This window comes from Microbacterium terregens (genome assembly GCF_039534975.1).
Lineage (GTDB): Bacteria > Actinomycetota > Actinomycetes > Actinomycetales > Microbacteriaceae > Microbacterium > Microbacterium terregens.
In genome coordinates this window covers 2,755,186-2,780,596 of sequence record NZ_BAAAWH010000001.1, presented here as the reverse complement: position 1 = coordinate 2,780,596, position 25,411 = coordinate 2,755,186, and the positions used below count along the sequence as shown (strand labels likewise).

Annotated in this window: 24 protein-coding genes; 12 read left to right on the top strand and 12 right to left on the bottom strand. The window is 65.3% G+C overall.

Annotated features, from left to right (window positions below):
- Positions 1-340 precede the first annotated feature (340 nt).
- Positions 341-487 (bottom strand): DNA-binding protein, encoded by a 147-nt coding sequence (locus ABD655_RS12930; RefSeq protein WP_344714517.1) that lies wholly within the window; start codon positions 485-487, stop codon positions 341-343.
- Positions 488-799: 312 nt separating this feature from the next.
- Positions 800-1,642, bottom strand: coding sequence for a GIY-YIG nuclease family protein (locus tag ABD655_RS12925; protein WP_344714515.1), 843 nt, complete (start codon positions 1,640-1,642; stop codon positions 800-802).
- A 649-nt stretch (positions 1,643-2,291) separates the two neighbouring features.
- Between ABD655_RS12925 and ABD655_RS12920 the strand changes: the two genes are divergently transcribed.
- The 4 genes from ABD655_RS12920 (at position 2,292) to ABD655_RS12905 (ending at position 6,358) form a co-directional block, all read left to right on the top strand.
- Positions 2,292-3,200, top strand: a complete 909-nt coding sequence (locus ABD655_RS12920) for a hypothetical protein (protein WP_344714512.1) — start codon at positions 2,292-2,294, stop codon at positions 3,198-3,200.
- A 262-nt stretch (positions 3,201-3,462) separates the two neighbouring features.
- Positions 3,463-5,556, top strand: coding sequence for an AAA family ATPase (locus tag ABD655_RS12915; protein ID WP_344714511.1), 2,094 nt, complete (start codon positions 3,463-3,465; stop codon positions 5,554-5,556).
- Positions 5,557-5,670: 114 nt separating this feature from the next.
- The gene (locus ABD655_RS12910; RefSeq protein WP_344714509.1) at positions 5,671-6,051 is read left to right on the top strand and encodes a transposase; all 381 of its coding nucleotides are present in this window, start codon (positions 5,671-5,673) and stop codon (positions 6,049-6,051) included.
- 136 nt (positions 6,052-6,187) lie between these two features.
- Complete coding sequence (locus ABD655_RS12905) at positions 6,188-6,358, top strand: hypothetical protein (RefSeq protein WP_344714508.1); 171 nt, start codon at positions 6,188-6,190, stop codon at positions 6,356-6,358.
- Positions 6,359-6,636: 278 nt separating this feature from the next.
- Here the strand turns inward: ABD655_RS12905 and ABD655_RS12900 are convergent, their stop codons facing one another.
- The 5 genes from ABD655_RS12900 to ABD655_RS12880 all read right to left on the bottom strand — a co-directional run bounded on the left by ABD655_RS12900 (position 6,637) and on the right by ABD655_RS12880 (position 9,361).
- On the bottom strand, positions 6,637-7,197 hold the full coding sequence (locus ABD655_RS12900) for a hypothetical protein (protein WP_344714507.1): 561 nt from the start codon (positions 7,195-7,197) through the stop codon (positions 6,637-6,639).
- Between the two features lie 128 nt (positions 7,198-7,325).
- Positions 7,326-7,649: a hypothetical protein gene (locus tag ABD655_RS12895; protein WP_344714506.1), complete on the bottom strand. Its 324-nt coding sequence runs from the start codon at positions 7,647-7,649 to the stop codon at positions 7,326-7,328.
- Positions 7,650-7,652: 3 nt separating this feature from the next.
- A complete protein-coding gene (locus tag ABD655_RS12890; protein WP_344714505.1) occupies positions 7,653-8,096 on the bottom strand; it encodes an HNH endonuclease in 444 nt (147 codons plus the stop codon).
- A 403-nt stretch (positions 8,097-8,499) separates the two neighbouring features.
- Positions 8,500-8,925, bottom strand: coding sequence for a hypothetical protein (locus tag ABD655_RS12885; RefSeq protein WP_344714503.1), 426 nt, complete (start codon positions 8,923-8,925; stop codon positions 8,500-8,502).
- A gap of 256 nt (positions 8,926-9,181) precedes the next feature.
- Positions 9,182-9,361: a MerR family transcriptional regulator gene (locus ABD655_RS12880; RefSeq protein WP_344714501.1), complete on the bottom strand. Its 180-nt coding sequence runs from the start codon at positions 9,359-9,361 to the stop codon at positions 9,182-9,184.
- A gap of 115 nt (positions 9,362-9,476) precedes the next feature.
- Here ABD655_RS12880 and ABD655_RS12875 point away from each other — a divergent pair, with 115 nt between their 5' ends.
- Complete coding sequence (locus tag ABD655_RS12875) at positions 9,477-10,088, top strand: helix-turn-helix domain-containing protein (RefSeq protein ID WP_344714499.1); 612 nt, start codon at positions 9,477-9,479, stop codon at positions 10,086-10,088.
- A gap of 461 nt (positions 10,089-10,549) precedes the next feature.
- Here the strand turns inward: ABD655_RS12875 and ABD655_RS12870 are convergent, their stop codons facing one another.
- Positions 10,550-11,107, bottom strand: coding sequence for a hypothetical protein (locus tag ABD655_RS12870; RefSeq protein ID WP_344714497.1), 558 nt, complete (start codon positions 11,105-11,107; stop codon positions 10,550-10,552).
- Positions 11,108-11,417: 310 nt separating this feature from the next.
- Complete coding sequence (locus tag ABD655_RS12865) at positions 11,418-11,948, bottom strand: hypothetical protein (RefSeq protein WP_344714495.1); 531 nt, start codon at positions 11,946-11,948, stop codon at positions 11,418-11,420.
- Positions 11,949-12,118: 170 nt separating this feature from the next.
- Here ABD655_RS12865 and ABD655_RS12860 point away from each other — a divergent pair, with 170 nt between their 5' ends.
- Positions 12,119-14,149: an AfsR/SARP family transcriptional regulator gene (locus tag ABD655_RS12860; RefSeq protein ID WP_344714494.1), complete on the top strand. Its 2,031-nt coding sequence runs from the start codon at positions 12,119-12,121 to the stop codon at positions 14,147-14,149.
- Here ABD655_RS12860 and ABD655_RS12855 read toward each other — a convergent pair.
- On the bottom strand, positions 14,146-14,568 hold the full coding sequence (locus ABD655_RS12855; RefSeq protein ID WP_344714493.1) for a hypothetical protein: 423 nt from the start codon (positions 14,566-14,568) through the stop codon (positions 14,146-14,148). The genes ABD655_RS12860 and ABD655_RS12855 overlap by 4 nt on opposite strands.
- 181 nt (positions 14,569-14,749) lie before the next feature.
- On the opposite strand from ABD655_RS12855, the gene ABD655_RS12850 reads away from it, so the two are divergent.
- From ABD655_RS12850 to ABD655_RS12825, 6 genes are all read left to right on the top strand, one after another.
- Positions 14,750-15,325 (top strand): TetR/AcrR family transcriptional regulator, encoded by a 576-nt coding sequence (locus ABD655_RS12850; RefSeq protein WP_344714492.1) that lies wholly within the window; start codon positions 14,750-14,752, stop codon positions 15,323-15,325.
- 78 nt (positions 15,326-15,403) lie between these two features.
- Positions 15,404-16,828 carry an amidase gene (locus tag ABD655_RS12845; RefSeq protein WP_344714491.1) on the top strand — a complete coding sequence of 475 codons (1,425 nt, stop codon included), beginning with the start codon at positions 15,404-15,406 and terminating at the stop codon, positions 16,826-16,828.
- A gap of 4 nt (positions 16,829-16,832) precedes the next feature.
- Positions 16,833-17,714 (top strand): branched-chain amino acid ABC transporter permease, encoded by an 882-nt coding sequence (locus ABD655_RS12840; protein WP_344714490.1) that lies wholly within the window; start codon positions 16,833-16,835, stop codon positions 17,712-17,714.
- The gene (locus tag ABD655_RS12835; RefSeq protein ID WP_344714488.1) at positions 17,684-18,913 is read left to right on the top strand and encodes an ABC transporter substrate-binding protein; all 1,230 of its coding nucleotides are present in this window, start codon (positions 17,684-17,686) and stop codon (positions 18,911-18,913) included. Before ABD655_RS12840 ends, ABD655_RS12835 begins: the two co-directional genes overlap by 31 nt.
- Complete coding sequence (locus tag ABD655_RS12830; protein ID WP_344715850.1) at positions 18,913-20,613, top strand: branched-chain amino acid ABC transporter ATP-binding protein/permease; 1,701 nt, start codon at positions 18,913-18,915, stop codon at positions 20,611-20,613. Before ABD655_RS12835 ends, ABD655_RS12830 begins: the two co-directional genes overlap by 1 nt.
- The gene (locus ABD655_RS12825) at positions 20,610-21,296 is read left to right on the top strand and encodes an ABC transporter ATP-binding protein (RefSeq protein ID WP_344714486.1); all 687 of its coding nucleotides are present in this window, start codon (positions 20,610-20,612) and stop codon (positions 21,294-21,296) included. Before ABD655_RS12830 ends, ABD655_RS12825 begins: the two co-directional genes overlap by 4 nt.
- 119 nt (positions 21,297-21,415) lie before the next feature.
- Here the strand turns inward: ABD655_RS12825 and ABD655_RS12820 are convergent, their stop codons facing one another.
- Both ABD655_RS12820 and ABD655_RS12815 read right to left on the bottom strand, forming a co-directional pair.
- Entirely contained in the window at positions 21,416-24,292 is a 2,877-nt protein-coding gene (locus ABD655_RS12820) for a hypothetical protein (RefSeq protein WP_344714484.1), read from the bottom strand.
- A gap of 124 nt (positions 24,293-24,416) precedes the next feature.
- On the bottom strand, positions 24,417-25,190 hold the full coding sequence (locus ABD655_RS12815) for a dienelactone hydrolase family protein (protein WP_344714483.1): 774 nt from the start codon (positions 25,188-25,190) through the stop codon (positions 24,417-24,419).
- Positions 25,191-25,411: the final 221 nt, after the last annotated feature.

Sequence of the window (25,411 nt, the reverse complement as noted above, 5' to 3'; positions counted from 1 at the left end):
CCACTTGAGCAAGGTTCGCGGGCCTCGCTCGCTGAGGTAGCTTCAACCGGTCGCGGCAGCACTCGAGCCGGCAACATTGGGCAATCCGTCAATCCCTCAGCGGATTGGAGGAGACACCCGGACTCGCCGGGAGCGTCACCTCCGCCAGGCAACGGCGTCGAACGCGGGCGATCGTGGTGCTGCTCAACGCATCGATGTTCCCGCGGTAACCGTAGCCCGTCTGTTCCGTTGAGTGCTCGACCCTGCCCAAAGCCGTTTCCTCATCGGCTCGAGGCCTTCTTAAGGATCGTCGGGGATACCGCCGCCTCGCGAGCCGGACACCATAACGAGCGATGTGTGATCAGACCTCGACGCCGAACGCCCGCAGCAAACCGGCCCGGGGAATCATCCGCCGCGGCCCCAGCTCGACGGTCGGGATCGTTCCAGCCTCGATGCCCTGCTTGATGGTGCGGTAGTCGACGCCGACGAGCTTCGCGGCATCCTTCATGGTCACAGCCAGGAAATCCGATTATCGTTCACACATTCTGAAGGAGGCTGAGCCAGCTAGCCAGTTCTTGAAGACCGACCTCGAGACTGGCTAAACCGTCGGCGAGCTTCCACTTCGGGCAAGCCGCAAGCAGCTCAGGAGAACGAAAGCGCTCATCGTCAAGCACCGTACGCTTCTCGCGAGCTGGTGGGAGAAGAATCACGGGAGCCCCGTCACACCTCGACTGAGGTCAAGCTCTTGGCATGCGGCGCGCGCTCTGCCGACCGAGCTAAGCGCACCATTCGTACCGCATTGACTTCGAGATCCAGGCAACTATGACTGCATGAACTCGCTTCGACCGCTGTAGATCGTCCGGAGGCCGATCGTTCGAGCGATCGTGTCGAGGAAGTCTGCGTTGGTGAGGAACCACTCGACACCTACTTCCCGACCTGTCCGCCGCGGGTTGTCATGTCCCGCAGCGTGTAGCAGCGCGTGAAACGCTTGCTCGAGATAGTCGGCGCCGTGAACCCCGGCCTCGTAGACGCGAATGAGCGCAAGCGGTTCCGGTATGTGCGCCCTGGCAGATCGGGTGTGCTGACGAACTCGCTCGGCGACATTCGCGGACATACCCACCTTGATAAGTGTGTTGCCCCTCCCGGGGTCAAGTGGGGACTCCAGGTACCAGCCGTAAGAGAACGCGTACACCCCCGACACTCCCTCCAGCGCGACGAGCGTGTTCCCCGCTTCCCGTTCCTCGGCCGCAGCCTCTTCCGCAGCTTGTACTGAATCCTCGTCCGCGCCTGCCGCTTCAACTGCTGCACGGTTCTTGGCGAGTAGCTCAGCTGCTTCGGGAGAGAGGATTCCACGCCCGCGCGCTTGCTGCGTACGAAGGGTCGCGAGCACTTGGCGTCTGTAGACCGGCCCTTGAACCGGCCGGCCGTCCAGTATCGCGTCGATAGTGCGGCGCTGGTTGTAGACGAATGCTGGCGAGGAGACGTTCAGGTCCGCGGCAACTTGCTCGGGTTCTAAACCAGCACGGTTGAAGACATCACCAAGCCGCCCTTTATCCGTCAACAGAAGAGCTTCGAGCTCCTGCCGTGGCGTGAGCGGAGTCTCACTCAGTGGCGCGCCGATGTCCGCCGCGCCTCCAAACCCGGGATGCTCGATCGCACTCACGCGCTGAGCGTACACTCACCCGCACATCCGCCGACACGCAGCCTGATCGGGTCTCGACATCCGCTGGGCGAGAAAGCAATGTAGCCCTCGTTTGCCGGCCTCATGTCTGGAGTGTCGGCGGCCACGATCGCGCTGATCACGGTCGCCGATCGACGACCGGCTTGCGAGCACCGGGAAATGTCTGTCTTGCCCCACGGCTGCTGCTCTGACCGGGCGATGCCTGCACCGAACTCTAGGTTGATCTCATGGACCCCATCCTCGTCGGATTCCTCACGACCAACGCCACCCTTTTCGTCACGGTGGCGTTGTTCGCCATCGATCGCAGCCGCGATTGATCTATTCAACAGAACGAGAGCGACCCCGGGTGACGAACTTAGCCCGATGCGGCAGATGAAACTGCGCCGAAAGCTGAGTGACGGATGGGACTGGGCTCGCTACGGAGCGGTGCTGACGGGGGTATTCCACGCGGTACGTGCAACTCTTCGCGCAGCCGCCTGGGCCCTTCCGGCCGATCGCTGCCGGAAGAGGTCGATCAGAGCGATTGCTGCGCGGCACCGAAGGCCCCTCGAAATTCGCGCCTGCCGGAGGCGATTGCTGGATTAACCCCCACCCGCTGGTACGGTTCCCACACCCCACCGAGAGGAGCCACTTGACGCCCACATTGACGGGCTTGCTGAATAGCAGCAAGAGCCACCTGTCTCGCTACATGGCCGAGACTTTTCCGAATCACCTGCCGATGCGCCAGCGCATTCGGGCGGCCGCGGGCGACATCCGTCAAACCCCCGGCACGGGGAGGGACGGCTCCGGGCTCGGGTCCGCGTTCGACGTGATGGCAGACGTTGTCGTCGACCCGGAACCGTACTCCGTGAGCAACTCGTCAATGATGTGGACGAAGAATCACGCCGCGCTCGCCCACTTCGCTTCAACGCAAGCCAACGCCAGCGTGGCGAACAGGGCGGCGGACGCAGACTTCTACCGAAGCGTGTGGGTGCTCGGGATGTTGGTGAGCTCAATCCGCTCGATGCAGTCGTATATGTCTAGCCCTCTAACAGAGGTGTTGCGGCGCGGGAGTGACCTGGACGGTGTTCTCGACGCGCTGGGCGATGATTTGATCCCCGCCGCCGGCATCTCCGAGCTGCGAATGCTCGACGAGATCGCGACCATCGAGCTTTACCCGCACCTGAAAGCGCCCGCCCACTTTCAGCCGTGGCTCGGCACCGACTACGTGCAAGCCCAGGGCGACGTCATCGCCGGCGGCGTGCTCCTGGACTTGAAAGCCGACCGCGGCACCGCTAATTCCGTCGGGCGGTTCAGCTACCTTCCGCCGACCAAAACCATCTACCAGCTGGTGTGCTACGGCCTGCTGAGCACCGAGCACATCGAACAGTACGGTGATGTCGCAAGCCTTGGCATCTACGCGGCACGGTACGGCAGCCTCACAACCTGGCCGTTGCAAGGATTGCTTGACGAACTCGCCGGAAAGCCAATGGATGCCGGGGCAGAACTGCAGATGGTCAGGGCGCTCATTATGCAGGAGGAGTACGACCCGACCAGCTGACTCGTGATCCGGAGGTGCGAGCGACCGACAGTCTCAACTCGTTAGCGGTAGACGGCGCGTTCGAGTTCTGAAGCGAGGCGTCCGACCTCCGCGCCTTCCCACTTCAGCTAACTTCTCGCGTCGCCCGGCACAAAAACTACGAGAGTTCGGTCACCGCTCCCGCGTTCTCGATAGGGACGATGCTCGCGAGTTCGACCTGCGGGAGAAGAGGGCGACTGCGCGTCTCGCTCACGGTGTGGGGGCCGTGCGGTAAGAACGTTCTGTGCAGCTAACTGAACTCAAGGTCGAGAACTTTCGCGGGCTGAAGGACGTCACCGTCCCTCTTTCGAACTTCGGGTGCCTCATTGGCGAGAATAATTCCGGTAAGTCATCCGTCCTGCAAGCGATCCTTCTGATGATGCCGTCCTCAACACGGCGCCCTCGAGAGGAAGAGTTCTACGCGCTGGGCACGCCGATTCGCCTCGAGATGACTGCTGAGGGGATTACGGAAGCCGATCTCGCGCGGATCAAGAATGACCAACATCGCGCGAGCTTTCAATCAGTTGTCAACGACGGAACCGTCCGGTTCGTCCGCAAGTTCAAGTCTGGTGAGTCAGGCCGCTCTCAGCTACTCGTCTCGCGGTTGATCCCCAAGGAGTCCCGTTGGCACGATGACGTACTCACCGACACGATGCGCGGCAAGACCGGAGCAGAGCTCCGTGAAGCGGTCATCAGCTCTCTGCCGGAACTCGAGCCCGAACTCGCGGCACGACCGACCCAGACAGCCATCCGCGCCGCACGGGATGCCTTTGTCGCCACGATGCCTCAACAACATCTGACCTACAGCGACGAGCCGCTCCCAACTGGGCTAGACGCTGGGATCAAGGATCTTCTTCCCGAGCCGATCTACGTCGAAGCGGTCAAGGATGTGAGCGATGAGGTGAAGACCTCGGAGTCAGCGACGTTCGGAAAACTCATCGGGATCCTGATGGAGGAAATTTCTGATCAGCTCGGCGATGTGGAGAAGCAGTTTCGCAGCATCCAATCGCTCTTGAGCAGAGTAGTGGGCGAGGACGGCGAGGAGGTTGACGACCGCATCCAACGAGTCAAGGACATCGAGACCACGATCGCGGACTTTGTGCGGCAGAGCTTCCCGGGCGTGGACCTCACGATCCATGTGCCGGTGCCCAAGGTGAGAACGCTCATCAACTCTGCAGAGGTGCACGCCGACGACGGGCACAGAGGTCCCGTCGTCTCAAAGGGAGACGGATTGAAGCGCGCCGTGACGTTTGCCATACTCCGGGCGTACACGGAGCTCCGCACTATGAGCACCGACTCTCAGGACGCTCACCCGGGATACTGGCTCCTGTTCGAGGAACCAGAGCTATACCTCCACCCGCACGCGCAGCGCCAGCTGTTCGCCGCGTTACGTGTGTTCGCAGAGAACCATCTGGTGATGGTAAGCACTCATTCACCGCTCTTTTTTGAAGCGGATGCGACCGAGACGCTGATCAAGCTCCGCAAGGCGACTTGCCCAACCGGCGGAGCGCCGATAACCCAGCTGCTCCAGGTACGCCTCTCGGAGAACCTTCCAGCGAAAACTGCCTTCCAGATCGTCTGTCATGAGAACAACAGCATTGGCTTCTTCGCAAAGCGTGTCGTGCTCGTGGAGGGGGATAGCGATGCCGTGATACTCCCCATGATCGCAAAACTGATTGACGAGCGCTGGGATGCAGCCGAGCAAAACATCGCTTTTGCCAGGGTGCAAGGGAAGTCCAACATCCAGAGCTATCGAACCTTCTTCGCCAACTTCGATATACCCGTCTCAGTGATCTGTGATCTTGACGTCATCACAGACGGATTCGACCGTCTCAGCCCTACAGAACACTGCACGGAGCTGCGCGCCGAATTGATCGCGGCCCTGGACGCGTGTACCGAAGACGATTCCGAGCTCACCAGTTCGCAACTTCGTGATCTGGAACGTAGCGGTGACACCCGTTCGCTACTACGCGAAGCAAAGGAAGCTCATGCCGCCGGCGAGGCTGCTTCGGTGATTGAGTGCCTGGAGCGGATCTTCGCGTACGTGCGCCGATCGGACCGTTTGGACGCGTTGATGACTGTGGCCGAGGGCGGAGCTGTCGCGCGCTTAAAGGCGGAACTGCTCACCCAGCTGTCCGAACACGATTGTCATGTCCTGTCCCGGGGTGCAATCGAGCGCTACTACGCGAGTTCGAATCAGAAGCGAGACAAGGTCAGCCAGGCGGTCGCCTATCGAGCCAGTAGACCATCGATTGAGGACTACCGCGCTTCCCTTGCGGATGACGCCGACGCGGTGGAAGCAGAGCTGACGGGGATCTTCTCTAGGATCTTCGCGTAGCACGACCTCGCTCGTAGCCACGACCGATACTGACGAATCAAGGCTGACGGAGCCTGACCCGCTTTTCCGGATACCGAGTTGAGGCGATGATCGTCTCAGAGAGGAGTCCTTGAGATGCCTGCTGCCCACCCGCCGGAGTTCCGGCGACGAGCCCTGGATCTTGTCGCGCAGGGAAACCCGGTGAGTCAGACCGCCCGTGATCTCGGGATCAGCGAATCCTGTCTTCGGAACTGGATGAACCGGGACGCGGTCGACACCGGGCGCAAGCCCGGCCTGACCACCGATGAGCACAAGGAACTCGTCGAGTTGCGGCGGCGGAACCGCGTGCTGGAGACGGAGATCGAGATCACCAAGCGCGCCTCGGCGTACTTCGCCAGCGAGAACGTGCTCCCAGAATGGGGTTCCGGCTGGTCCAGGAGCTTGCCGCCGACGGTGTCCCCGTTCGCGGTGGCCTGCCGGTCCCTGAACATCTCGACCTCCGACTACTACGACTGACGAGACCGACCACCATCTGCGCGGGCCATCGCCGACGCCGAGCTGACGGTCGCGATCAGCCGCATCCACGCCGACTCCCGGGCAACCCACGGCACCCCGCGGGTGCTCGCCGAGCTGCGGCTCGGGCTGGTCGACGATGCAACGCGAGCTCCTCGACCGCACCACCTGGGACTCCAGGGCGCAACTCGCGTCGGCCATGTTCGAGTGGATCGAGGGCTTCTGTAACCCCCTCCGCCGACACACCAGCCTCGACAACCTCAGCCTCGTCGACGAAGCCCTTCACAACGCCGCTGAAATCGCGGCATGATCAACACACAAGAACCGTCCGGGAAACCGGGTCATGCTCCCCAGTGCCACAAGGGTGCCTTGCGCCGCAGACATGTCCTCAGTCATGACCGAGACCGTACCTCAACGCTGCGACTACACGTGCCCCCCGGCTGCGACGCCTGATCGAACCCAGACAATCTCATTGCGAACGCGGTACGGACTGGCCGTTGAGCAAGTATCCCTCCACGGCACCGCCCCACCCGCGGGCACTGCCCGTGCAGGGATTGGGGTCCCGGTGCCTCGCGGCGGGTCGGCGAGTTAGTCGACCGGCTTCGGCGGCTGCAGGGCAGAAAGAACGCCGGAGAGGTTCCGACTTGTCAAGACGAAGTCCTCCACGGTGGCATCTGTAAGATCCACGGTGTCCGCGGTGTGGACGATTCGATTCCTCAATTGTTGGAGACCGTTCATCACCTTGGCGGTTTCGCCAGATACCAGATCTTTGGCCAAGAGCTCTCGTGAGAGAACGCCCAGGTTTGTCCGAGGTATCAGTCCGAGTCTGCTGGCCAGGGCCGCGGCTTCTCGCTCCACTGCGGACCAGGCTGTAAGGACCCTTCCAAGCCGACTCTCGCGGTCCGATCCCTGCGGTGGATCTTCAGTTTGAGAATGGGTTTTTCCCTTCAGCTCGGGCAACTGGACTGATTCCGCAGCGAGCTGATCAGCGTCACCCTCTAGCTCGATTGCGACGCCCCACCCGGACCCCTTGCGAATGCGGCTGATAAGGGCACGCAGACTGCGCCGGAATATCAGGATGCCGACCATCACAACGGCGGGCCACACGAGTACCTTCAGATACTCAAGGACGAGAAGTGCGATCTCCATGGACCAAGTGTGGCGCGACTTGCCGGCCGCCGAGAAACGAAGAGTCCTGGTGTGGCAACGCTGCGAAACACCCGCGACGTCCCACAAACGAGCAATGCCCGTGTACGGATCGTACCTTCGGCAGCCACCTATGGTTGCGGCGAGTCTTCGGCGAACCCGCCGTGCTCACCTACCTCGTCGGAAGCGAGCGCGATGAGGTGGGTGGCAGCGAACGGAGTCGGAGCACCTTTGCCCCCAGTGAGCGTCCGCGTCACCCGGCGATCGTACACAAACAGGTCGCGTTCCCAGGGTCCCATTAGCATCTCCTGGAGGGACCGCTGAGCCTCGCGCACCGCGCTGAACCCCCCAGCGAGTATTTCCTCCGAGATGTCGCCATAATCGCGGGCGTTGGAGAGGAACTCGTCGGCAGCGTCCGAGGTCCCCGGATCCGAGTCGTCTTCGATCGAGCGCATGAATTACAGTCCAGATCCGACTAGGAGGCCCCATCCCGCGGCACCAGTCGCAACCGGCTGCATCGGTATCGAGTCCTCATCCGGTGCTTTGACTAGGCGTATGGGCTCCTCTGCCTCGCCGGCGAACTTCTCTTCCGCCCATCGTTCATGGGCGAGCTTGCATCCACGAAGATCAGCAGCGCGGTACACGTCGGGCTGGAGGTCAACGCGCTTATGATCGTCGGCACACAAGAGGATCAAGTTCTCGTACTCGTAAGGCCGCGCGCGATCACCCTCCATCCCACGGGGCCCGCCGGGCTTTCGGGTGATGATGTGTGCCTCCTCGCCGAGGATCAACCACGGGAGGTCGGCGCTATCTGCGTCAACAGCGAGGAGAGCCCGACAGATTGCACAGCGGTTGTGACTGCGCGCCCATAGCACCTTCCTCGTCGCGTCCGATATGGCCATCCTCCGACGGTAGCGAAGGCGATCGCGTGAGAAGTGCGAACCGCGCCACAGCGTTTCAGTTTCGGCTTTGCACAGTGGCAGGTGGGCTGCTGGCACCGTCCGACGGAACTCGTCCGAATGCGGCGCGACGAGCACCCGCTTTCGGTCTGGTCGTCGCCGCGCGCGTCCCTCCGCTCGCGCGCAGTGCCCGGTTGGGATCACCACGTACGCCGACGGACGGCGCGTTTTCTAGTCCAACAAGCGCATGGCCAGCTCATAGCGAAGCTTCGCAACGGGGGCGTCCCACTCGTGGCGCGCTTCATCTCAGAAGACCCGCCAAAGGTGATAGCCGCGCACGCGGACACCATGCGGCACATCTACGAGAGGCAATGACCGGTCGGAATAGCGCGGCGTGATCCGCTGTTCAGTACCCGCCCGACTCGTCTAGATCGTTTAGGGCCGTACTCCAGTCCTCGTCAGCGATGATGAGGTGGAGGTCGCCGGAAAGCTCGCTATACCGCCACTCCATCCCGGTGATCGCCCCACCCGCACGCACGACGGCGTCCCACACCCCGTAGGGCATCCCTGCTCTCGGGTTGTCCATCATCCAGTCCCGTACTCCCTGTGGGACCTCCTGCCACCACCCAAGCTTTGAGACGTGTTCGACGTCAATCCATGCCTCGTGGTGGTCCCAGACTGCGACCACCGTCCCGCCTACCGGCGAGTCGCCTTCGTAGATCGCTGCGTTGGCTGGCATTTCAACAAGCGAAAACTTCGCATCGTCAATCGTGCCATGCGAGCTCTTTCGAATCTCACGGTCCCTGGACTGCCATTCGATCGTGTAGCCCATATCGCCTCCTCGTCTCGGCGAGAGCCTAGCCAGCGCTGACCCTTGGGGATAACACGCAGGGGCGAAACAGAGATACTGCGACGGCGAGGGGCTTGAGTCGGGCCCCTCTGGACCTCGTCACGCGTGCTTCACACGCGCAAGCAGCGTGCGAGCGTCGGGCAGAAGGCCCGCGTACCGTCTTCTCGCTCAGGCGCGATGCCCGGATAGCGATCCTGAGCGAACGGGCGGTTTCCGTTGCTTGAGCCGAGCCGCTTGTTCAGGCGTTGACGCCGAATGCGCGCAGCAACGGGACGCGGGGGATCATCCGGCGCGGGCCGAGCTGGACCGTGGGAATGGTCCCGTTCTCGATGCCGAGCTTGATCGTGCGGTAGTCGACACCGACGAGCTTGGCGGCATCCTTCATCGTCAGCGCCAGCGAGTTGTCTGTCCTGTTCATGTCCTTCTCCTCTCGGTGAGCAATGCATGTCATCACTTGCCCACACCGTACTCCTGTCGTGAGCAATCCGCGACACATATTGCTCAGGGGGCCAGAATCATGAAAGGCTCGCGGCATGAGTGACGTTCTCGTCGAGGTGACGGACAGTGCGCGGATCAGCGTCGGCGACGGCGTCAGCATCCCGAAGGCGTGGGACGCCGTCGCCACCGGCGAGCCGAACGTCGCGGGAGCGATCCGCCTTCACGTGGTGTTTGACGAACAGCTGCGGCGCACAGCCGCCGCATCGGTCCGCCTCGATCGCACGGGAGAGGGTGACGAGGTGACTGCCGCCGCGCTTCGCGATGTGCGCGTTCAGTACCTCGTCACGCTGTCATCCATGCGCGTGGTCACTGTGACGCGTGAGGCGGGCAAGCCGGAGTCCTTCAGTGAGTACATCGCGGACGTGAAGACGCGCGCAGATCGCAAGTACGAGGAGACGGTGCGTGAGGCTGTGACGCTCTACCGGCTGGCGGCGACGGTGAACCTTGCCCCCCTCAAGCTCGTGTCGGAGCAACTCGGCGTGAGCGTCAGTACTGCGACTCGCATGATGGCTCGCGCGCGCGAAGCCGGCCTCGCCGAGGACCTGATTACGCGCGAGACGTACAACCGAATGCGGGCCGATGACGAGGAGCGGACGCGCCCGCACCAACTCCCGGGCACTGCGTCGGGCCCCTCCATCGGGCGTTGACGACAATCTGGTGCATCGAACGCCCTGTTGGCACTCTGCGCCACAGATCCCGTCGAACGGAGCAAAGTGCGCAAATCTGGCCAGATTCTAGGGGGCAGATAGAAGTTTGCCCGCATCCGTTTCTGGCATCAGTCGGAGAGCCGCTCCATGACCGGCGTGTCTTGCCCGCTTTTTGCCCGCATTCCATTTCCAACTAGCTGTTTTCGGACGTCGCCCGATGTCGGCGAGACCGCCAAAACCCGCGTGATTACGCGGAAAACTGTCGTTCCACGCAGCTATGCAAAATGCTCAAAACGTGTTCGAGTCCCTCTGTAGACAATCAGATACGTGCAACCACAATTCGCAGCGAATGCCGACACAGAAGGCTCAATTCCCTCCAGGGTTTGAGCAGACTCCCTCATCGCCCTCAAATTGAGGGGTGTATGACCAATCATTAGTCGACAGGAGATTCCCGATCGATGTCAAGGTCGGTCTCGTCGACGCACCACGCCCGGATCGCAGGCCAGCGAGTTCGGGGTCGCGCTTCGTTCCCCGCTCTCCGATCGTGCCGAGCACCCCAGCGGGCTGGTGGCAACGATCGCATCGATGCACGAGTTCGTCGTCCAGGTGGGATCTCCACCAAATGAGTCGAACGCGTTTGTCGTGAAGACGGTCACCTCGTCGTCTCCATCCGCAACAAACGCGAAGTAGACCATAGGATCGCCTTCAGTGGTCGGGTAGGTCCACGCCAGCTCGGCATCCTCGCCCGTGGAAGCAGCACGTGTTAGGCATTGCACCGCCTCGGTCGGCAAGTTTCCTCCTTGGCCAAGAGCAAACTCGCCGCAGCTGCCCGCGGCCGCACCATCTCGAACCGCATCGGGGGCATCCGGAAGCTCCCTCGCGGCCTGGATGGGATCGCCGTCCGGCGCGCGAGAGATCGGATACGCCTGAGCACATGCGGTGAGAAGCGACGCGGCGACCATCGCTGCGACGAGGGCGCCGACCCTCCGCGAGGGACAAACGGCATCGAGGCGTGGCATGGCCTCACGGTACCCCTGTCCGATTCGCGGTTCGTGCTCGTCCCTCCTCGGCGGATCATCGCATCGCGAGTGGCATGCGGTGATGCCGGAAGCGTCTGATCAGCGGGATGATCCCGTGCCCGACGTCGTCTTCACGCTTCATCCCGAGCCTCTCCCATGACGGCGCATGGGTCGGCAACGTGGATTTCGGCGAACTCGCCGTCGGCGACCGATGGGCTGATCTCGCGATCGCGTCAATGAGTCTGGACGGGAACTTTGGCGAGGGCCACCAGAACGAATTCTTCGCGGCCTACGGGACCCCGGTCACCGATCACGAACAGGTGAAGGCGAGTGTCGCTTCACCGAGGTCGTCTCCCTGCGCGTTCCAGGCGCTCGCAGTGATCAGGTATCCGGCACCGTCGTCCGAGAGGGCGAACGCACCGCCGAGCGAGTTACCCAGGGCAAGGAAATCATCGGTGGATTGGAGCGGGCCGTCCGCACCGATATCGATGCGGAACTCCCCGTATGCCTGCGAATCGAGCACGGTGGAGTCTCCGTCGAGATAGCCCGTCGCGTCGGTGCCCACTTCGTTCGCGGGTCCGCCCAGCAGCACATCGCCGGCCTCATACACCGAGCACACGGCCAGATCGATGGTGAAGTCACGGCCGCCCGCAGAGAAGGTCGCCTCGCCGTTCCGGGCGGTGGGGGACTGGGCTGCGTCGACGTTCCGAGGTGGGTCGGAGGGCTCGCCTGCCGACGAGGGGGCACCGGTGTTCGCCCCTGCGCCCGCGCAACCGCTCAGCGCGAGGATCAGCAGGGCGACTGCGCCGAGTGATGGGATCGTGTGACGTGGTGCGCGCATGATGAATCCTTCGGGAGAGAGCGGGGGAGCTCACGTGGTGGAGAGAGGGAGCGACGGTCGCCTCATGGGCTGCGCGACGCAGAACTCCCTCGAGTGACTGCCACCGTGACCCTACGGGAGGGGGTTCGAGCGGTCTTAACGTCGGCTCTCATAAGTGGCTACGGTGAGGTATGTCCTACACCATGAGAATTGCGCTGAATTTCTCCGGGCGGGACGTCTTCGAGCAGCAAGAGTCGGCGGAAGTGCTGCTGGCGCAGGTGAGTACTGATGAGCACGACGTGCGTGCCCGTCTTCTCGCGATTCTTGCGGCCGCTCGTGTTTTCACGGACCCGGATGCCGCTGCCGACGCTGCGCGAAAATCCGCGCACGAGGCGGCGAAGGCAGGTGGCGCCGTCGCTCGGGCCTGGTCTCTGCTGGCCGCGTGCGTGGTGGACTTGTCTTGTGCGGCCACCGAGCAACGGCTGTCGATGACCCTCGAGGTGCTCGAGATCGCCCAGCATTCCGGTGAGTCGTCGATCGTTCCGTCCGCCTACTTCCTGCATCTGGCAGCTCTGGCCGAGCTCGGTCAGATCGCCGAGCTCGATCAGGCTCTTTGCCCCGTGGGACCGTTGATGTCCACCTTCCCGTGGCTGAATGACGGTCGGCACGTCGCCTGGTTCCGCTGCTTGCGGGCGACGCTCGACGGGCACATCGAGACTGCCGAACAGATGGCACACCGCGCCTACGCGGTGGCCCTGGAAAGCAACGATCCCGACGCGCAGAGTGTGCGAGTCGGCCAGCTGGCGATCATCCGGTGGATACAGGGGCGAGTCGAGGAGCTCGAACCTGCCTTCCTTGTCGCGCGGCAACTCGCACCTCACGAACCGATCTGGGCGGTGTCTCTTGCGTGGATGTGGCTGCGACAAGGTCGCAGAAGTGCTGCGCAGGCCTTGATCTTCGCCCTTCCTCCGATTGCGGAGTTGCCCGTTGACCGCAACTGGCTATCGACGTCGTGCATCTTGGCGGTGGTCGCCGCAGAGCTGGATGAGCTCGCTTTGGCCCAAGAGCTGCACGACGCTCTCCTGCCTTTCGAGGATCGGCTGATGACGATCGGACTGGGCGTGACCTGCTGGGGTACTGTTGCCCGCCCGCTCGGGCTGCTTGCGGCCGCTCTCGGCGACGCGGAAGCTGCAATCTCGCACTACCGCAATGCTGTCGAGTGCGCCGCCCGCGTCGGCGCCCACCCCTGGCTCGCCGAAGCCCAGTGGGAGTTGGCCGAGCTGCTGGCACATCGCTGTCAGCCCGGGGATCACGACGAGGCGCTGTTTCTGGCCGCGGAGGCAGCCGCAACGGGTCGCGCGCTTCAACTGCACGGTATCGAGGGTGCCGCATCCACCGTCCTCGCCTCGCTGAAACCGGCGACCCGCGGTGGGCTCGCGCAGACGCGGCCGTCTGTTCCCCGGCGGGCACCGCGCATCACCGTGCTCGGCGACTTCGCCGTCACCTCGGCGGAGGGCACCGTCGCCCGTTGGCAGTCGCGCAAGGCCCGGCAGCTTCTCAAGATCCTCGTCGCGCGTCGTGGAGCGGCGGTCAGCCGGGAAACGGTGATGCACCTGCTCTGGCCGGATGAATCCGCTCAGCGTCTGGCCAATCGATTCTCCGTTGCCACGACGGTCGTGCGGCGTGCGCTCGACCCCACCGGCACGCTGCCCGGCGACACCTACCTGGATAGCAGTGAGGGGCTGATCCGGCTCCGGCTCGATGCGGTCCGAGTCGATGTGGAAGAGTTCCTCACGGAGGCGAACGCCGCGCTCGTTTCGACAGCGCCAGAGGCCACCCGTCGGGAACGGCTGAGGGATGTGCTTGCGAGCTATCACGGTGACCCGCTGACCGATGACCAGGAAGAGCTGTGGGCGGCAGAACTGCGACGCGAGGCCCATATCGTTTTCTTCGCTGCGGCGCATGCCCTCGCGGAATCGTCCGCTGCCGCCGACGATCACCTCACCCCGATCGAGACGTATCGACGCATCCTCGCGCTCGACGGTTACGACCAGCGTGCCCACGAACGACTCATCGAGGCCCTCGCCCGCGTCGGCTCGCACGGGCAGGCCGCCGCCGCAAGAGTCGAGTACTCGCTGCGGATGGAAGCCCTCGGTATCCCCACACGGCGAGACGATCCTCCCTCCGCTCAGCAGAGTCGACCGCCCCGAGCGCCGCGCTAGTCTTCCGCGAGCGCATCGGCGCACGCGACCTGACCGTTCGGGAATTCGATGACACTCACATCGTCTGCCTGCAGCAGTGAGAGCAGCACGCGGCATTGAGTGAAACCGGCCATCATCTCGCTCGCATCACCGTCGACGGCGAGCACGAGGGTGTCGCCTTCCCACCGCGCCTTACCGTTCTCAGTTGAGAAGGCTCGGTCCAGCGCCGTGGCGAGCTGGTCGCGACTGGTGCCGAAGGCATAACCGTCCCCGTCGCCCGTCGTCGGTTCAGAGGTCCGTTTCCGCGTCGCAGAGTCGGCGTCGGCGACGTCAGTGCCCGTGGCCGTGTCGTCGGGTGTCGCCCCGGCGCAGGCTGTCATGAGCAATGCCGCGGCGGTTACGGCGACGATCAGCGTGGTGCGGGTGAAGGGGGTGCGCATGGTCTCTCCGGTCTTGGTACCGCGGGGCGGATGCCCGCCGGGGTGATCTCACCCACCGATACTCGAAGCGTAGGAAGCGGGCTGTGAGTTTCGTTACAGTGAACCGCCGCGGGCCGAGAACCGTAGGATCGGGCCGTCGATGGTAGGGTGACTGACCAGTTCGTCAAGGGGGAATCATCCGATGCTCCGCAGCGATGCCAAGCAGAATCGCATGCTGTTGCTGGATGCCGCATGCGATCTCATCGCGCAGGTCGGCACCGATGAGATCAGCGCGCGCGACATCGCCGATCGCGCCGGCGTGAGCTCGGCGACCCTCTACCGTCACTTCCCCAACAAGCAGGCGCTTGTCGATGGCATCTCGGTGGATCGGTGGGAGCGCATGAGCGAGTGGGCCCGTGGCTCGCGCAGCCCCCGCGCGGCGGTCTTCGACATCACCCTCGTGCTCGAACGATTCTCGCGACTCGTCAGCGACGACGCGCAGTTCATCCAGGCCGCCGGGTTGAAGGTCGGCATGACGCCCGCCGCGATCGCGCCGATGCGCGAGGTCTTCGACGCGCGGTTCGACGAACTCTGGAACGCCGCTCGCGCCTCGGGGTCCGTCCGCCGGTGGGCCGACCCCCGGGACGCTGTCGAGCTCGTCGGCTCGATCCGCAACAAGGAGCGTCGCAGCCCCATGCTGGCAACGATCGTCGGAGGCTTCGTGGCACCGCAGGTCGACGTCGAGCGACTGCTGCGTACCGTGCATCACGCGCACTGATCCGCTCATCTGCGACAGATTCGGGTCAGCTCTCTCATTTTCCGCGCACGGATCACCCCGCGCTCGCATGATCGAGATGTGTCGAACAATGGTGCTCATCCGCTGGATTCCGGAATCCGCCGTCTGGCGGAACAGCTGCGCGACGGCAGCCTCAGCTCGCGCGATCTGACGGCGCTCGCCTTCGACAGGATCGACGCGCGAAACGGCGGAAAGCCCGACTTCGACGGAGGCCCGGACGCGGTCAACGCGTGGGTGCGTCTCGACCGCGATTCCGCGCTGAATGCTGCGGATGCCGCGGACAGGCGCATCGCGCAGGGCGACCCCTCGCTGCTGGCGGGAATCCCCGTCGGGGTCAAGGATCTGTTCGCCGTCGCGGGACAGCCGCTGACCGCTTCGAGCCGCGTCCGCGCGACGGAGACCGTAGACGCGGACAGCGCTACGTGGGGGGCACTCTCCGACGCCGGCGCCGTGTACATGGGGCACACCCACACGCACGAATTCGCCGCCGGCGGCACCACCGACCAGGTCGGCAACCCGTGGAACCTCGCTCACAGCCCCGGCGGTTCCAGCGGAGGCTCCGGCGCCGCGGTCGCCGCCGGCATGGTGCCCCTGGCGCTCGGCACCGACACGGCCGGGTCCCTCCGCATCCCCGCGGCACTGGTCGGGGTCTCCTCCTTCAAGGCGACGTACGGTCGCGTGCCGACCGACGGCGTCATCCCGCTGTCCACGACACTCGACCACGCCGGCCCGATCGCCCGGACGATCGACGACTGCGCCGTCGCGCTCGAGGTCCTCAGCGCGGCGCCGCGCTCTCGCGACCCGTTCGGTGTCGGCGCGCGGCCCGGCATCATGGCACCGGGGGTGGCGGACCTGCGCGGCATCCGGGTGGCGGTGACCGACCGTCCCGACCTCGTCGACGTCGAGCCGGATGTGCGCGATGGTCTGGAACGGGCCGTCGCGGCGCTGTGGGAGCTCGGCGCGACCGTCGTCACCGTCCCGGCGCCGCCGGATCTGTCCAAAGCCGACTACGACACGATCTTCCTCGCCGAGGCGCGCACGTATCACGCGCGGTACGCCGACCGCGCGAGCGAGTACCGGCCGTCCGTGCGCGAGTTCCTGGCGCACGACCTGCCGCCCATCACCGTCGACGTCTACCTGGCCGCGCAGGAGCGCCGGGCCGGGGTCACTGCCGTGTGGCAACGGTGGTTCGCCGAGAACGGCATCGCCGCACTGATCGAACCGACCGCGGCATCCACCGCGCCCCTGCGCGGGCACGGGTACGACGCCGGTCGCCCGATGGGTGGCACCGATCCGCTCACCGCCTTCACCGCGACCTGGAACGTCACAGGCTTCCCCGTCGCCGCGCTCCCCGCAGGAATCGGGAGCCGCACGGGTCTGCCCGTCGGGGTGTCGGTCATCGGACCCGGCGACGCCGACGCCGAGACCCTTGCCATCGCCCTGGCACTGCAGGAGCGCCTTCCCGTCCCCGTCCTCGCCTGGTGAGCTGATGGAGCCCTTCGTCCTCTTCGCGCTGTCGGTGTTCACCGCCTTCGGCTTCTACGCCCTGCTGGCGTGGGGCCTCGGGCTGATCTTCGGCCAGCTCAACGTGGTGAACGTCGCCCACGGCGATATGGCCATGGTCGGCGCCTATCTCATGGTCGTGCTGACCCCGGTGGCCTTCCCGCTGCGGCTGCTCCTCGCCGTCATCGGAGGTCTGGTCCTGGGTGCGCTCATCGAGCGAGGACTGCTCAGCCGCCTGTACGAACACGGCATGCTCGCCACTCTCCTGGCCATGTGGGGCACCGGCATCGTCCTGCGCCAGACCGCCGAGGCGATCTTCGGACCCACGCCGGCGTCCGTTCCCGTGCCCATCACCGGCACCGTGGAGGTCCTCGGGGTCGACTACCCGATCTTCCGCCTGGTCAGCGCGACCGTCTCGCTCCTGATCCTCGCCGGCCTTGTGCTGGTGATGTACCGGACCAGCCTGGGACTGCGGCTGCGCGCATCGATCGACAACCGTGCGATGGCCGCCGGGTTCGGCATCCCGACCGGCGCCATGGTCACCGGCACCTTCGCCGTCGGCACCGCGCTGGCGGTGCTCGCCGGCGCCCTGCAGAGCCCCATGCTCGGCATCACCCCGCAGGTGGGTGTGTCGCTGCTGGCGCCCACGTTCTTCGCCGTGCTGCTCGGTCGCCCCGGCAGCATCGGCGGGCCGATCTTCGGCGCCTTCGTCGTCGCCGTGCTGGACATCGGGCTGCGCACGGTCCTGCCCGAGACAGTCGCCGGCGTCGTCTTCTTCATCGCTCTCATCGTCTTGATCGCCCTGCAGCCGCAAGGCCCCAACTGGAGGTTCACACTATGGAAACCGCTTCGACAGCGCGTCGCCTGAACAGGCGGCGCGCAACCGCCGGAATCGCGGCACTGGCCGTCGCCACGTTGGCACTCACCGCGTGCGGTGGAGGATCCTTCGCCGGCGGCGCCGACGAGGGCGCCGCAGGTGCGGAAGACCGCGCCTTCCGCCTCGGCCTGGTCGCTCCCACAACCGGTGTCGCCTCGCTCGAGGGCAGCTCGCTGGTCATGGGCGCCAAGCTCGGCATCGAGGCCGTGAACGCCGATGGCGGCGTGCTCGGCCACCCGATCGAACTGGTCGTCGTCGACGACAAATCGGATGCCGCGACCTCCACGCAGGTGACCCAGCAGCTCATCCGCCAGAACGACGTGGACTACGTGCTGGGAACGATCGCCGGTGACACCTCTGTCGCGGCCGGATCGGTCGCGGCCGAGGCGGATGTGCCGTTCTCGACCGTCGTCAACGGCACGGTCGAATACTGCAGCCCGCACTTCTGGCCCTTCGGCGCGAGCGAGCGCATGATGGTCGAAGACCTGATCCCGCACATGATCGAGCAGTACGGTCCGAGCGTGGGGCTGGTCGGAAACGACTACATCTTCCCGCACACGTACCACGCGGTGGCCAGCGAGATCATCGCCGAGAACGGCGGCGAGGTCGTCGCAGAGGAGTACAGCCCCCTGGGAACGGCCGACTGGCAGCCGGTGATCGGCAAGCTCGGCAACGCCGACCCCGACTGGATCCTGACAGCCGTCGTCGGCGGCGACGCCGTGTCGTTCATGAACCAGGCCGACCAGTTCGGGCTGCTCACCGACCGCGGTGTCACCGGCACCACGTCGCAGCAGGAGTTCTACGGCGCGCTCGGCCCCATCCTGGATGGACGGACGACCGCTCTCCAGTACTCCGACCAGACGCCGGGCGCCGCGAACGAGGCGTTCGTCGCGGCCTACCGCGAGGAGCACGGCGACAACGGCTCGATCTCTGCGATCGCCGCGACCGCGTACGAAGCCGTGCGCTTCATCGCTGCCGCCGTCAACGCGGCCGGCGGCTATGACGCCGACGCGATCAGCGAGCAGATGTCGACCATCCGTCTGGACGGGCTCCTGGGCGACCTGGGGTTCCGTGAGGACAACCACTACGTCAGCAGCGACATGGTTCTCGTGCAGATCGACGGCGGCGTCTACTCGACCGTCGAGGTGCTCGACCCGATCGACGACACGACGGCACGCACCTGCTCGTGATGCACTCCGTCGAACCGCGCCTACGGCTGCGGCGAGCCCTCGGGTTCGCCGCAGCCGTAGGGCTGCTCGGGCTCGCCCCGTTCATCCTGCCGCCGTACCCGCTCGCTCTGCTGACGCTCGCGCTGGTCTACGGCTTGTTCGCCTTCGGGCTGGACATCGCGTGGGGGCGCACCGGGATCGTGAGCATCGGTCACGCCGCGTTCTTCGGACTCGGTGCCTACGGCTGGGCCATCGCTGAACGCCACAACCTGCCGGGTGCCGTCGGCGCGGTGTGCGGCATCCTCATCGCCGTCGGCGTTGCCGTCGTCATCGGACTGGCGGGACTCGGACGCCGCGCCCTGCCCTCCACGATGGCGATCCTCACTCTCGCGCTGACGCTGCTGTTCGAGCAGCTCGCGCGCACATGGTCGGATCTGACCAACGGCAGCAACGGCATCGTCGTACGCTCCCGCGGGCTCATCCCCGACTACTACACCACCGCCGCGCTGGTGCTGCTGATCGTCGCCGTGGTCTGGCTCTTCGTGCTCCGCGGCCGCCTCGGCCGCCGAGCCCTCGCCGTCAATCTCAATCCAGACCGGGCAGCCCACCTGGGCATCGACGTTCGTGGCACGCGGCTGTCGGCGCTGGTCGTCAGCGCGGCCGTGGCCGCGGCAGCGGGCGCGATCGCCGCTCCGGTCATGGGCCTGGTCTCGCCATCGGCCGGCGGCATCATGCTCTCCACGCAGGTGCTCGTGTGGCTGGCCGTCGGTGGTCGCGGCACGCTGATCGGCGCCTTCGCCGGAGCCGTGATCGTCACCATGGGTCAGCAGTATCTCGGCGAGGCGATCGGCTCGTGGTACCTGCTCGTGCTCGGCGTGATCTTCCTCATCGTCGTGCGGTTCGCCCCGGGCGGTCTCGTCGGGCTCGTGCGCCGCGTCATCCGCATCCCCGCCTACCGTGCGGCGAGGCAGGACGCGCGGCTCTCCGGCCCGATCCTGCGGCGCAAGCTGCCCGCGAAGACGGAGTTCGCGGTGCAGGCCCGCGGCATCAGCAAGTCCTTCGGTGCGACGAAGGTGCTCCTGGGCGTGGACCTCATGGTCCCGACGGGGGAGGTTCTCTGCATCATCGGGCCGAACGGCGCCGGCAAGACGACGCTGCTGAACATCGTCGCCGGAGACATCGCGCCTACCGCCGGTACGGTGGCGATCTTCGACGCCGACGCGACCCGCTGGCGCATCCACCGTCGCGCCCTGGCCGGCATGGGCAAGGTGTTCCAGATCCCGAGCGTCTTCACAGAGCTCTCCCCGGCCGACAACCTCCGGCTCGCGCGCAGCGAAGCACTCCAGCCGCGCGAGGTTCCCGAAGCCCTCGCCCGGTTCGAACGCGACGACGGCCGGTCCGCCGCCGAGCTGCCGCTGGCGGATCGTCGGTCGCTCGAGCTCGCGATGGTGCTCGTGTGGGGGCCCGAGGTCGTCATCCTGGACGAGCCGGCCGCTGGTCTGTCGCACGAGGAGTCCGTTGCATTGGCGCGACTTCTGCGCAGCGTCGCGACCGAGACCGGCGCGACGCTGGTGATCATCGAACACGACATGGACATCGTCCGCGAACTCGCGGACCGCGTCGTGGTGCTCGCGAACGGGCGCTTCCTCGCGGAGGGGACGATGGAGGAGATCACCGCGCGAGACGATGTGAAGGATGCCTACTTGGGAGTTGTGACGTGATCGAGGTGAACGCGCTCGCGGCCGGTTACGACGGGATCCCCGTCGTCCCGCGGCTGGACCTGACCATCGCCGCCGGGGAAGTGATCGCATTGCTGGGCCGCAACGGCATGGGCAAGACCACGGTGATGCGCACGTTGGCCGGCCAGCTGCCCGCGATCGACGGCACGGTGCTCCTGGACGAAGTGCCGCTTCGTTCGGGTCGCGCCGATCTCGCGGCGCGCGCCGGCCTGTCGTTCCTGCCCGATGACCGGGGCGTCTTTCCCCGCCTGACGGTCGCGGAGAACCTCGCCCTGGCGCGACGTCGCGGCTACGAGCCGCCGGTGGATGTCACCGCTCTGTTTCCCGTGATCCGGGAGCGCATGAACGTCAACGCCGGCGACCTCTCCGGAGGGCAGAAACAACAGGTCGGACTCGCGCGCGCGATCCTGGCGGGGGAGAAGGCGATCCTCGTCGACGAGTTCTCCCAAGGCCTGCAGCCCTCGCTCGTGCGCGACGTGCTGGCGGCGTTCCGCGACATCGCCGGCGCCGGAGTCATCATCGTTCTGGTGGACCAATCCCCGCAGCCGCTCGTGGAATTCGCCACACGCGTCTTGGCCATGGAGAAGGGCGCGATCGTGCTCGACTCGCCGGCCGCCGACGTGCGCGAAGATCCCCAGCGACTGCTCGACTTCCTCGTCGTCTGACCACGTCGCGCCGGCCCGCCACGAGAGAACGCGCCGGTTTGTTGTGCGGGGGGTGGGTTGGCTCGCTGTCCCGGAACCCGCCGTCGGTACCTCGGCGCCGACTGATGTCAACGCGAACCTCAGCCAGCCCGAAGCGCTGCCTCAAGGTGCTCGCGTTGCAGGGCGAGTTGGTCGACCGCCAGGTAGTCCGAATGGGTGGCGATTCGCCACATGTAGCCCGGAGCGGTTTCAGAAGCGCCTCGGTCAACGGGGTTCCCCTCGTCTCGGTAGGCGTACACGGGGAAGCCGAGGTAGTCGCTCCGGCGCCAAAGGTTGCGCCACTTCGACACCTCCCTGCCTTTCGCGCCGAGCATTCCGGTCAGACTGTGAGGGCTGGCGTCCGGCGGACACAGCTGCGCGCACGCAAACTCAGCTTCGACCTGCCTTTTCCATGGATCTAGCCCGAACAGGCTGGGCCCCAGGAGGCCGGGCACGCCCAGGACCTGGCACCCGAAGACCGAGGGGAAGAACCGACTGAAGTAGGCCCGGAGCTGGCTGCCGTACGAAAGCATCGCGATTCGATCCGTAAGCAGGCGTATGTCGTGCGGTGCGTAGCCGACTGTTTCGCCTCGTAGCGACAGGATGGTCGCGGCCGCGATGGTGGAGCCCATCGAGTGCGCCGTCATGATGATGGCGCGGTCGACAGGCCGCCCGTTGCCCAGCGTCTCGGTCGTTTTGAGGAACCTTCGCGAGTATTCGGCAAGTTCGGGTACGGTCCTCTCGGCGAAGCACGGCGGGGCGAAGGGGTGCCCGGCTCGGGGGAAGAAGGCGACCACATCCCAGAACACACCCAGGGGTCGGTCAACGCTGGACACGGCGTTGGCGACCACCGCTCCGGCTGCCAGAACGGCCAGTGCAACGAGTACGGCCGTCGTCATAGTCCGTATCTCACCGGGCAGGCCCGGCTTGATCGTGGTGAGCCACGCCTTGACGAAGTCGAACAGGGCCGGCGACGCCAGTGTGATGAAGCCGGTCATCGCCAAGGCGGAGATCCAGGCGAAGAGCGGTTCGCCGCGATGCGCAAGGTGTGAGGTGCGTCTGGTCATCGCCCTGAGACGAGTCCGCTCGGCCTCCGCTTCCAGCTTGACGGGGTACCCCGACGTATCGGGCCTTTCGACACCGCCGCGCTCCGCGAACGTGCGCTCGCCTCGGGAGTCCTTTTCGGCCGTCCAAGACAGCTTCGGAAGCGTGTATTTCGTGAGTCGGCGCATCGTCGACACAGCGACGACGATGAGGAGGATGAGGGTCAGCCCCACGATGACCGTCAGTACGACGGCGAACCGTTCGTAGGCGTCGGGAATGTTCCATTCCGCAGCCGAGGGCGGTGCCGCAGGGGTGCGCCAGAGACGGTCGGCCGCTGCCGGCTGCGGTGCGCCCAGCCAGGCCGCGAGCCCCAGCACGAGAAGGCTCGACAGCGCCATGGAGACGAACAGTGCGAGCATCATGGCCACCGCCGCCCCGTGACCATCCCACGCCCTGAAGCGAAGCGCCGGGAACTGCGGCTCAGCCCCCGCGGACGGTGGGGTCTCCGGCGCGCAGGGGACGGGAGTCAGCGCCCGCGCGTCTCGCGTCGACCCGCGGACGAAGAACAGGAATGCGATCACCACGGCCGCACCCAGAAACGTGACAAGCCATTGCGTCGTCCCGGACGGCAGGATCGCGCCCACGAGTAAGCCGATTCCGCCTACCCAGAGGAAGGTGTACCCAGCGGTCCGGAGCCGCGGGGATGCTTGGCGCCAATTGAGCGCTGACAGCGCAAGGAACAGCGCCAGCGTCATCAACACGATCGGCGTTCCGATCAAGCCCGTGAACTGCGGTTGCGCGCCCGGCTCGTTCGCGAAGGAGACGAAACTGGTCAAGATGAGCCAGCTGACGTACGCGCAGGAAGCGACGACCAGAGACACGAGAGCATGAAAGCGCTTCTGGTCGATCCGCCGGTGCGGAGGCTGATTCATCCGATTCTGCACCCACCGCGGCATGCGCCGGCGAGCGGCCTGCGGTTCCGCGTCACGCATCGGTGTGCTCGAGGCGAGCACCACAAAGACACCGACGATGACGATCCCGGCCACGGCGCCGACGGCGAACACGAGCGGCACGATCCGCGGTGCGTCAAGGCACGCGAGGGTCAGAGTGTCTGCGGGAACGGCCACGCAGTCCGCTTTCGGGAATGCGGCGTCGAAGGCGAGCAGGAAGAGGACGAGGAGGATGGAGGCCGCCACGTGCAGCCACTCGGATGTCGACCTCACGCGGGCGCCCGCCCAGAACCCCCGCGTCGAGAGGAGGGGCAATCCCTTTTCGTGGTTGCCGCCGATATCCTTCGCGAATTGCTCGACAGGCGCGTCGAATCGCACTCGGCCGCGGCGGCCGATCCAGTACAGGACGAATACGACGGCGATCGGGATGAGGCCGAGAAGGGCCGCTCGACTGTCGGCATCGAACGCCCGCAAGCCGTCGAAGAGGGAGGGGAGCGCGGCGCAGACCGCGTCGGTGCCCTCCGCGAAGCGGCGGAAGCACTGAACGGCGACCAGATCGATCGCGACGGCGGAGAATGCTGCGACCGCGATGAGAGTGAGAATCAACCCGAAGAGTCGAACAGTTCCCGCGCCGACGCCGCCTTCCCACGTTCGATGCTCACCGCTTTCCTGTGCCGGAATCTCTCGAGTCCAGTAGGCGAGGTTCACCAGCGCGTACGGCAGCACAAGGAACCATCCCACATGCACCAGGGCCCGACCGATCGCCTGGGTCGCGCCACCGCCGGTTCTGGCTTGGGCGCCCCACGAAAAGGCCACCGGCGTGACCACGCCACCCCTCGCCTGATCGGTGCGACGCGCCCAGAAGGAACCCAGAGTATCCCCGCCGACCCTGACGACGCCGTCGCTCTCCACCTCGAGCATCTCCGCCGGAGGGGTGTTGAAGACGCCATGAATTCTCAGTTCAAGCAATTCCATGTCGTTCACGCTCAAGCCTTTCTGCTCGTCCCTCGACCGATATCGACGCGCACGAAGGGCCGGCGTCTCGCGCCTTGCGGTGACGCGCCAATTCCCTTTGAGCCGTGGGGCGAAGTCGCCACCGATGTGGGTATCACTGCCCTTGCTGCACTTCGGTTTCACCGCTGCGCAGCGCGGCGACAAGAAATCTCTGCATGTCCGCGAGCGCAAACGCGCTCGGACGGCAACCCGTGAGAGTCGAGTGCGTGGGCTGCGCGGCTGACAGCGTGAATGTCTGAATCCTTCCCGGGTCAAGGAGCCGCGCAGCAGAGGCGAGTTTCACCGCGGGTGAGATCTGATCGCCGTAATAGCGATAGCCGCGAACACACAGGTCGGTGCGCTCCCTGAGCCGTTTCTGATCACTTCGAGACAGCCCGAGTGAGGAGGGAAAGAGCGGAAGAGACGGCTGTGCGACGATCGCCGCCTTCACCTGATCGTCCACTGCCAACGCGAGCGCAAAGTTGCCCGAGAAGCACATCCCGACGACGCCGTAGGGGGATTCTTCGGGTGCCACATGCTTGTCGATGAAATCCTTGAGCCATACGACGCTCTTTGAAACGCTGCCCCTCGCGATCAGGTGCACTTCCCTTCGGACGCAGATCTGCTTCACGCTGTCCCACGCCCGCAGTGATCCGTCCACCCCGAACATCGAGGGAAGCACGACGCGGAAGTCAGCGGACAGCCGATCCGCGAGCGAGACGATCCGTTTGTCTATTCCTGGGAATTCGTGCAAGAGCAGCACGCTGCGTCGAGATGGAGAGGGCGTCGGGTCGACGACGTAGAAGTTGTGTTCATGGTCGCCATGGACGTACTCGTGCCGCACCCAGCCGGACGGGCACCATTGCTCCGTATGAGCGTCAGCCAGCATGGGCGTGTTCGGGTCTGGTCGACCTGACCGGGGACCGGCCGCTGCACGCGGTCGTGACAATCGGCTCCACGAATACCCCCAGAGGTCGAAAACAACCCTGCGAGGATTCGACGTGAACCTCGGGTAGCGCAGGTCACAATTCGATCAGCACCGACATGAACTCGAATGTAGAAGCGCCGAACATCTGTTTACTACTCTGGCCCGCCTATCGATGTCAAGGG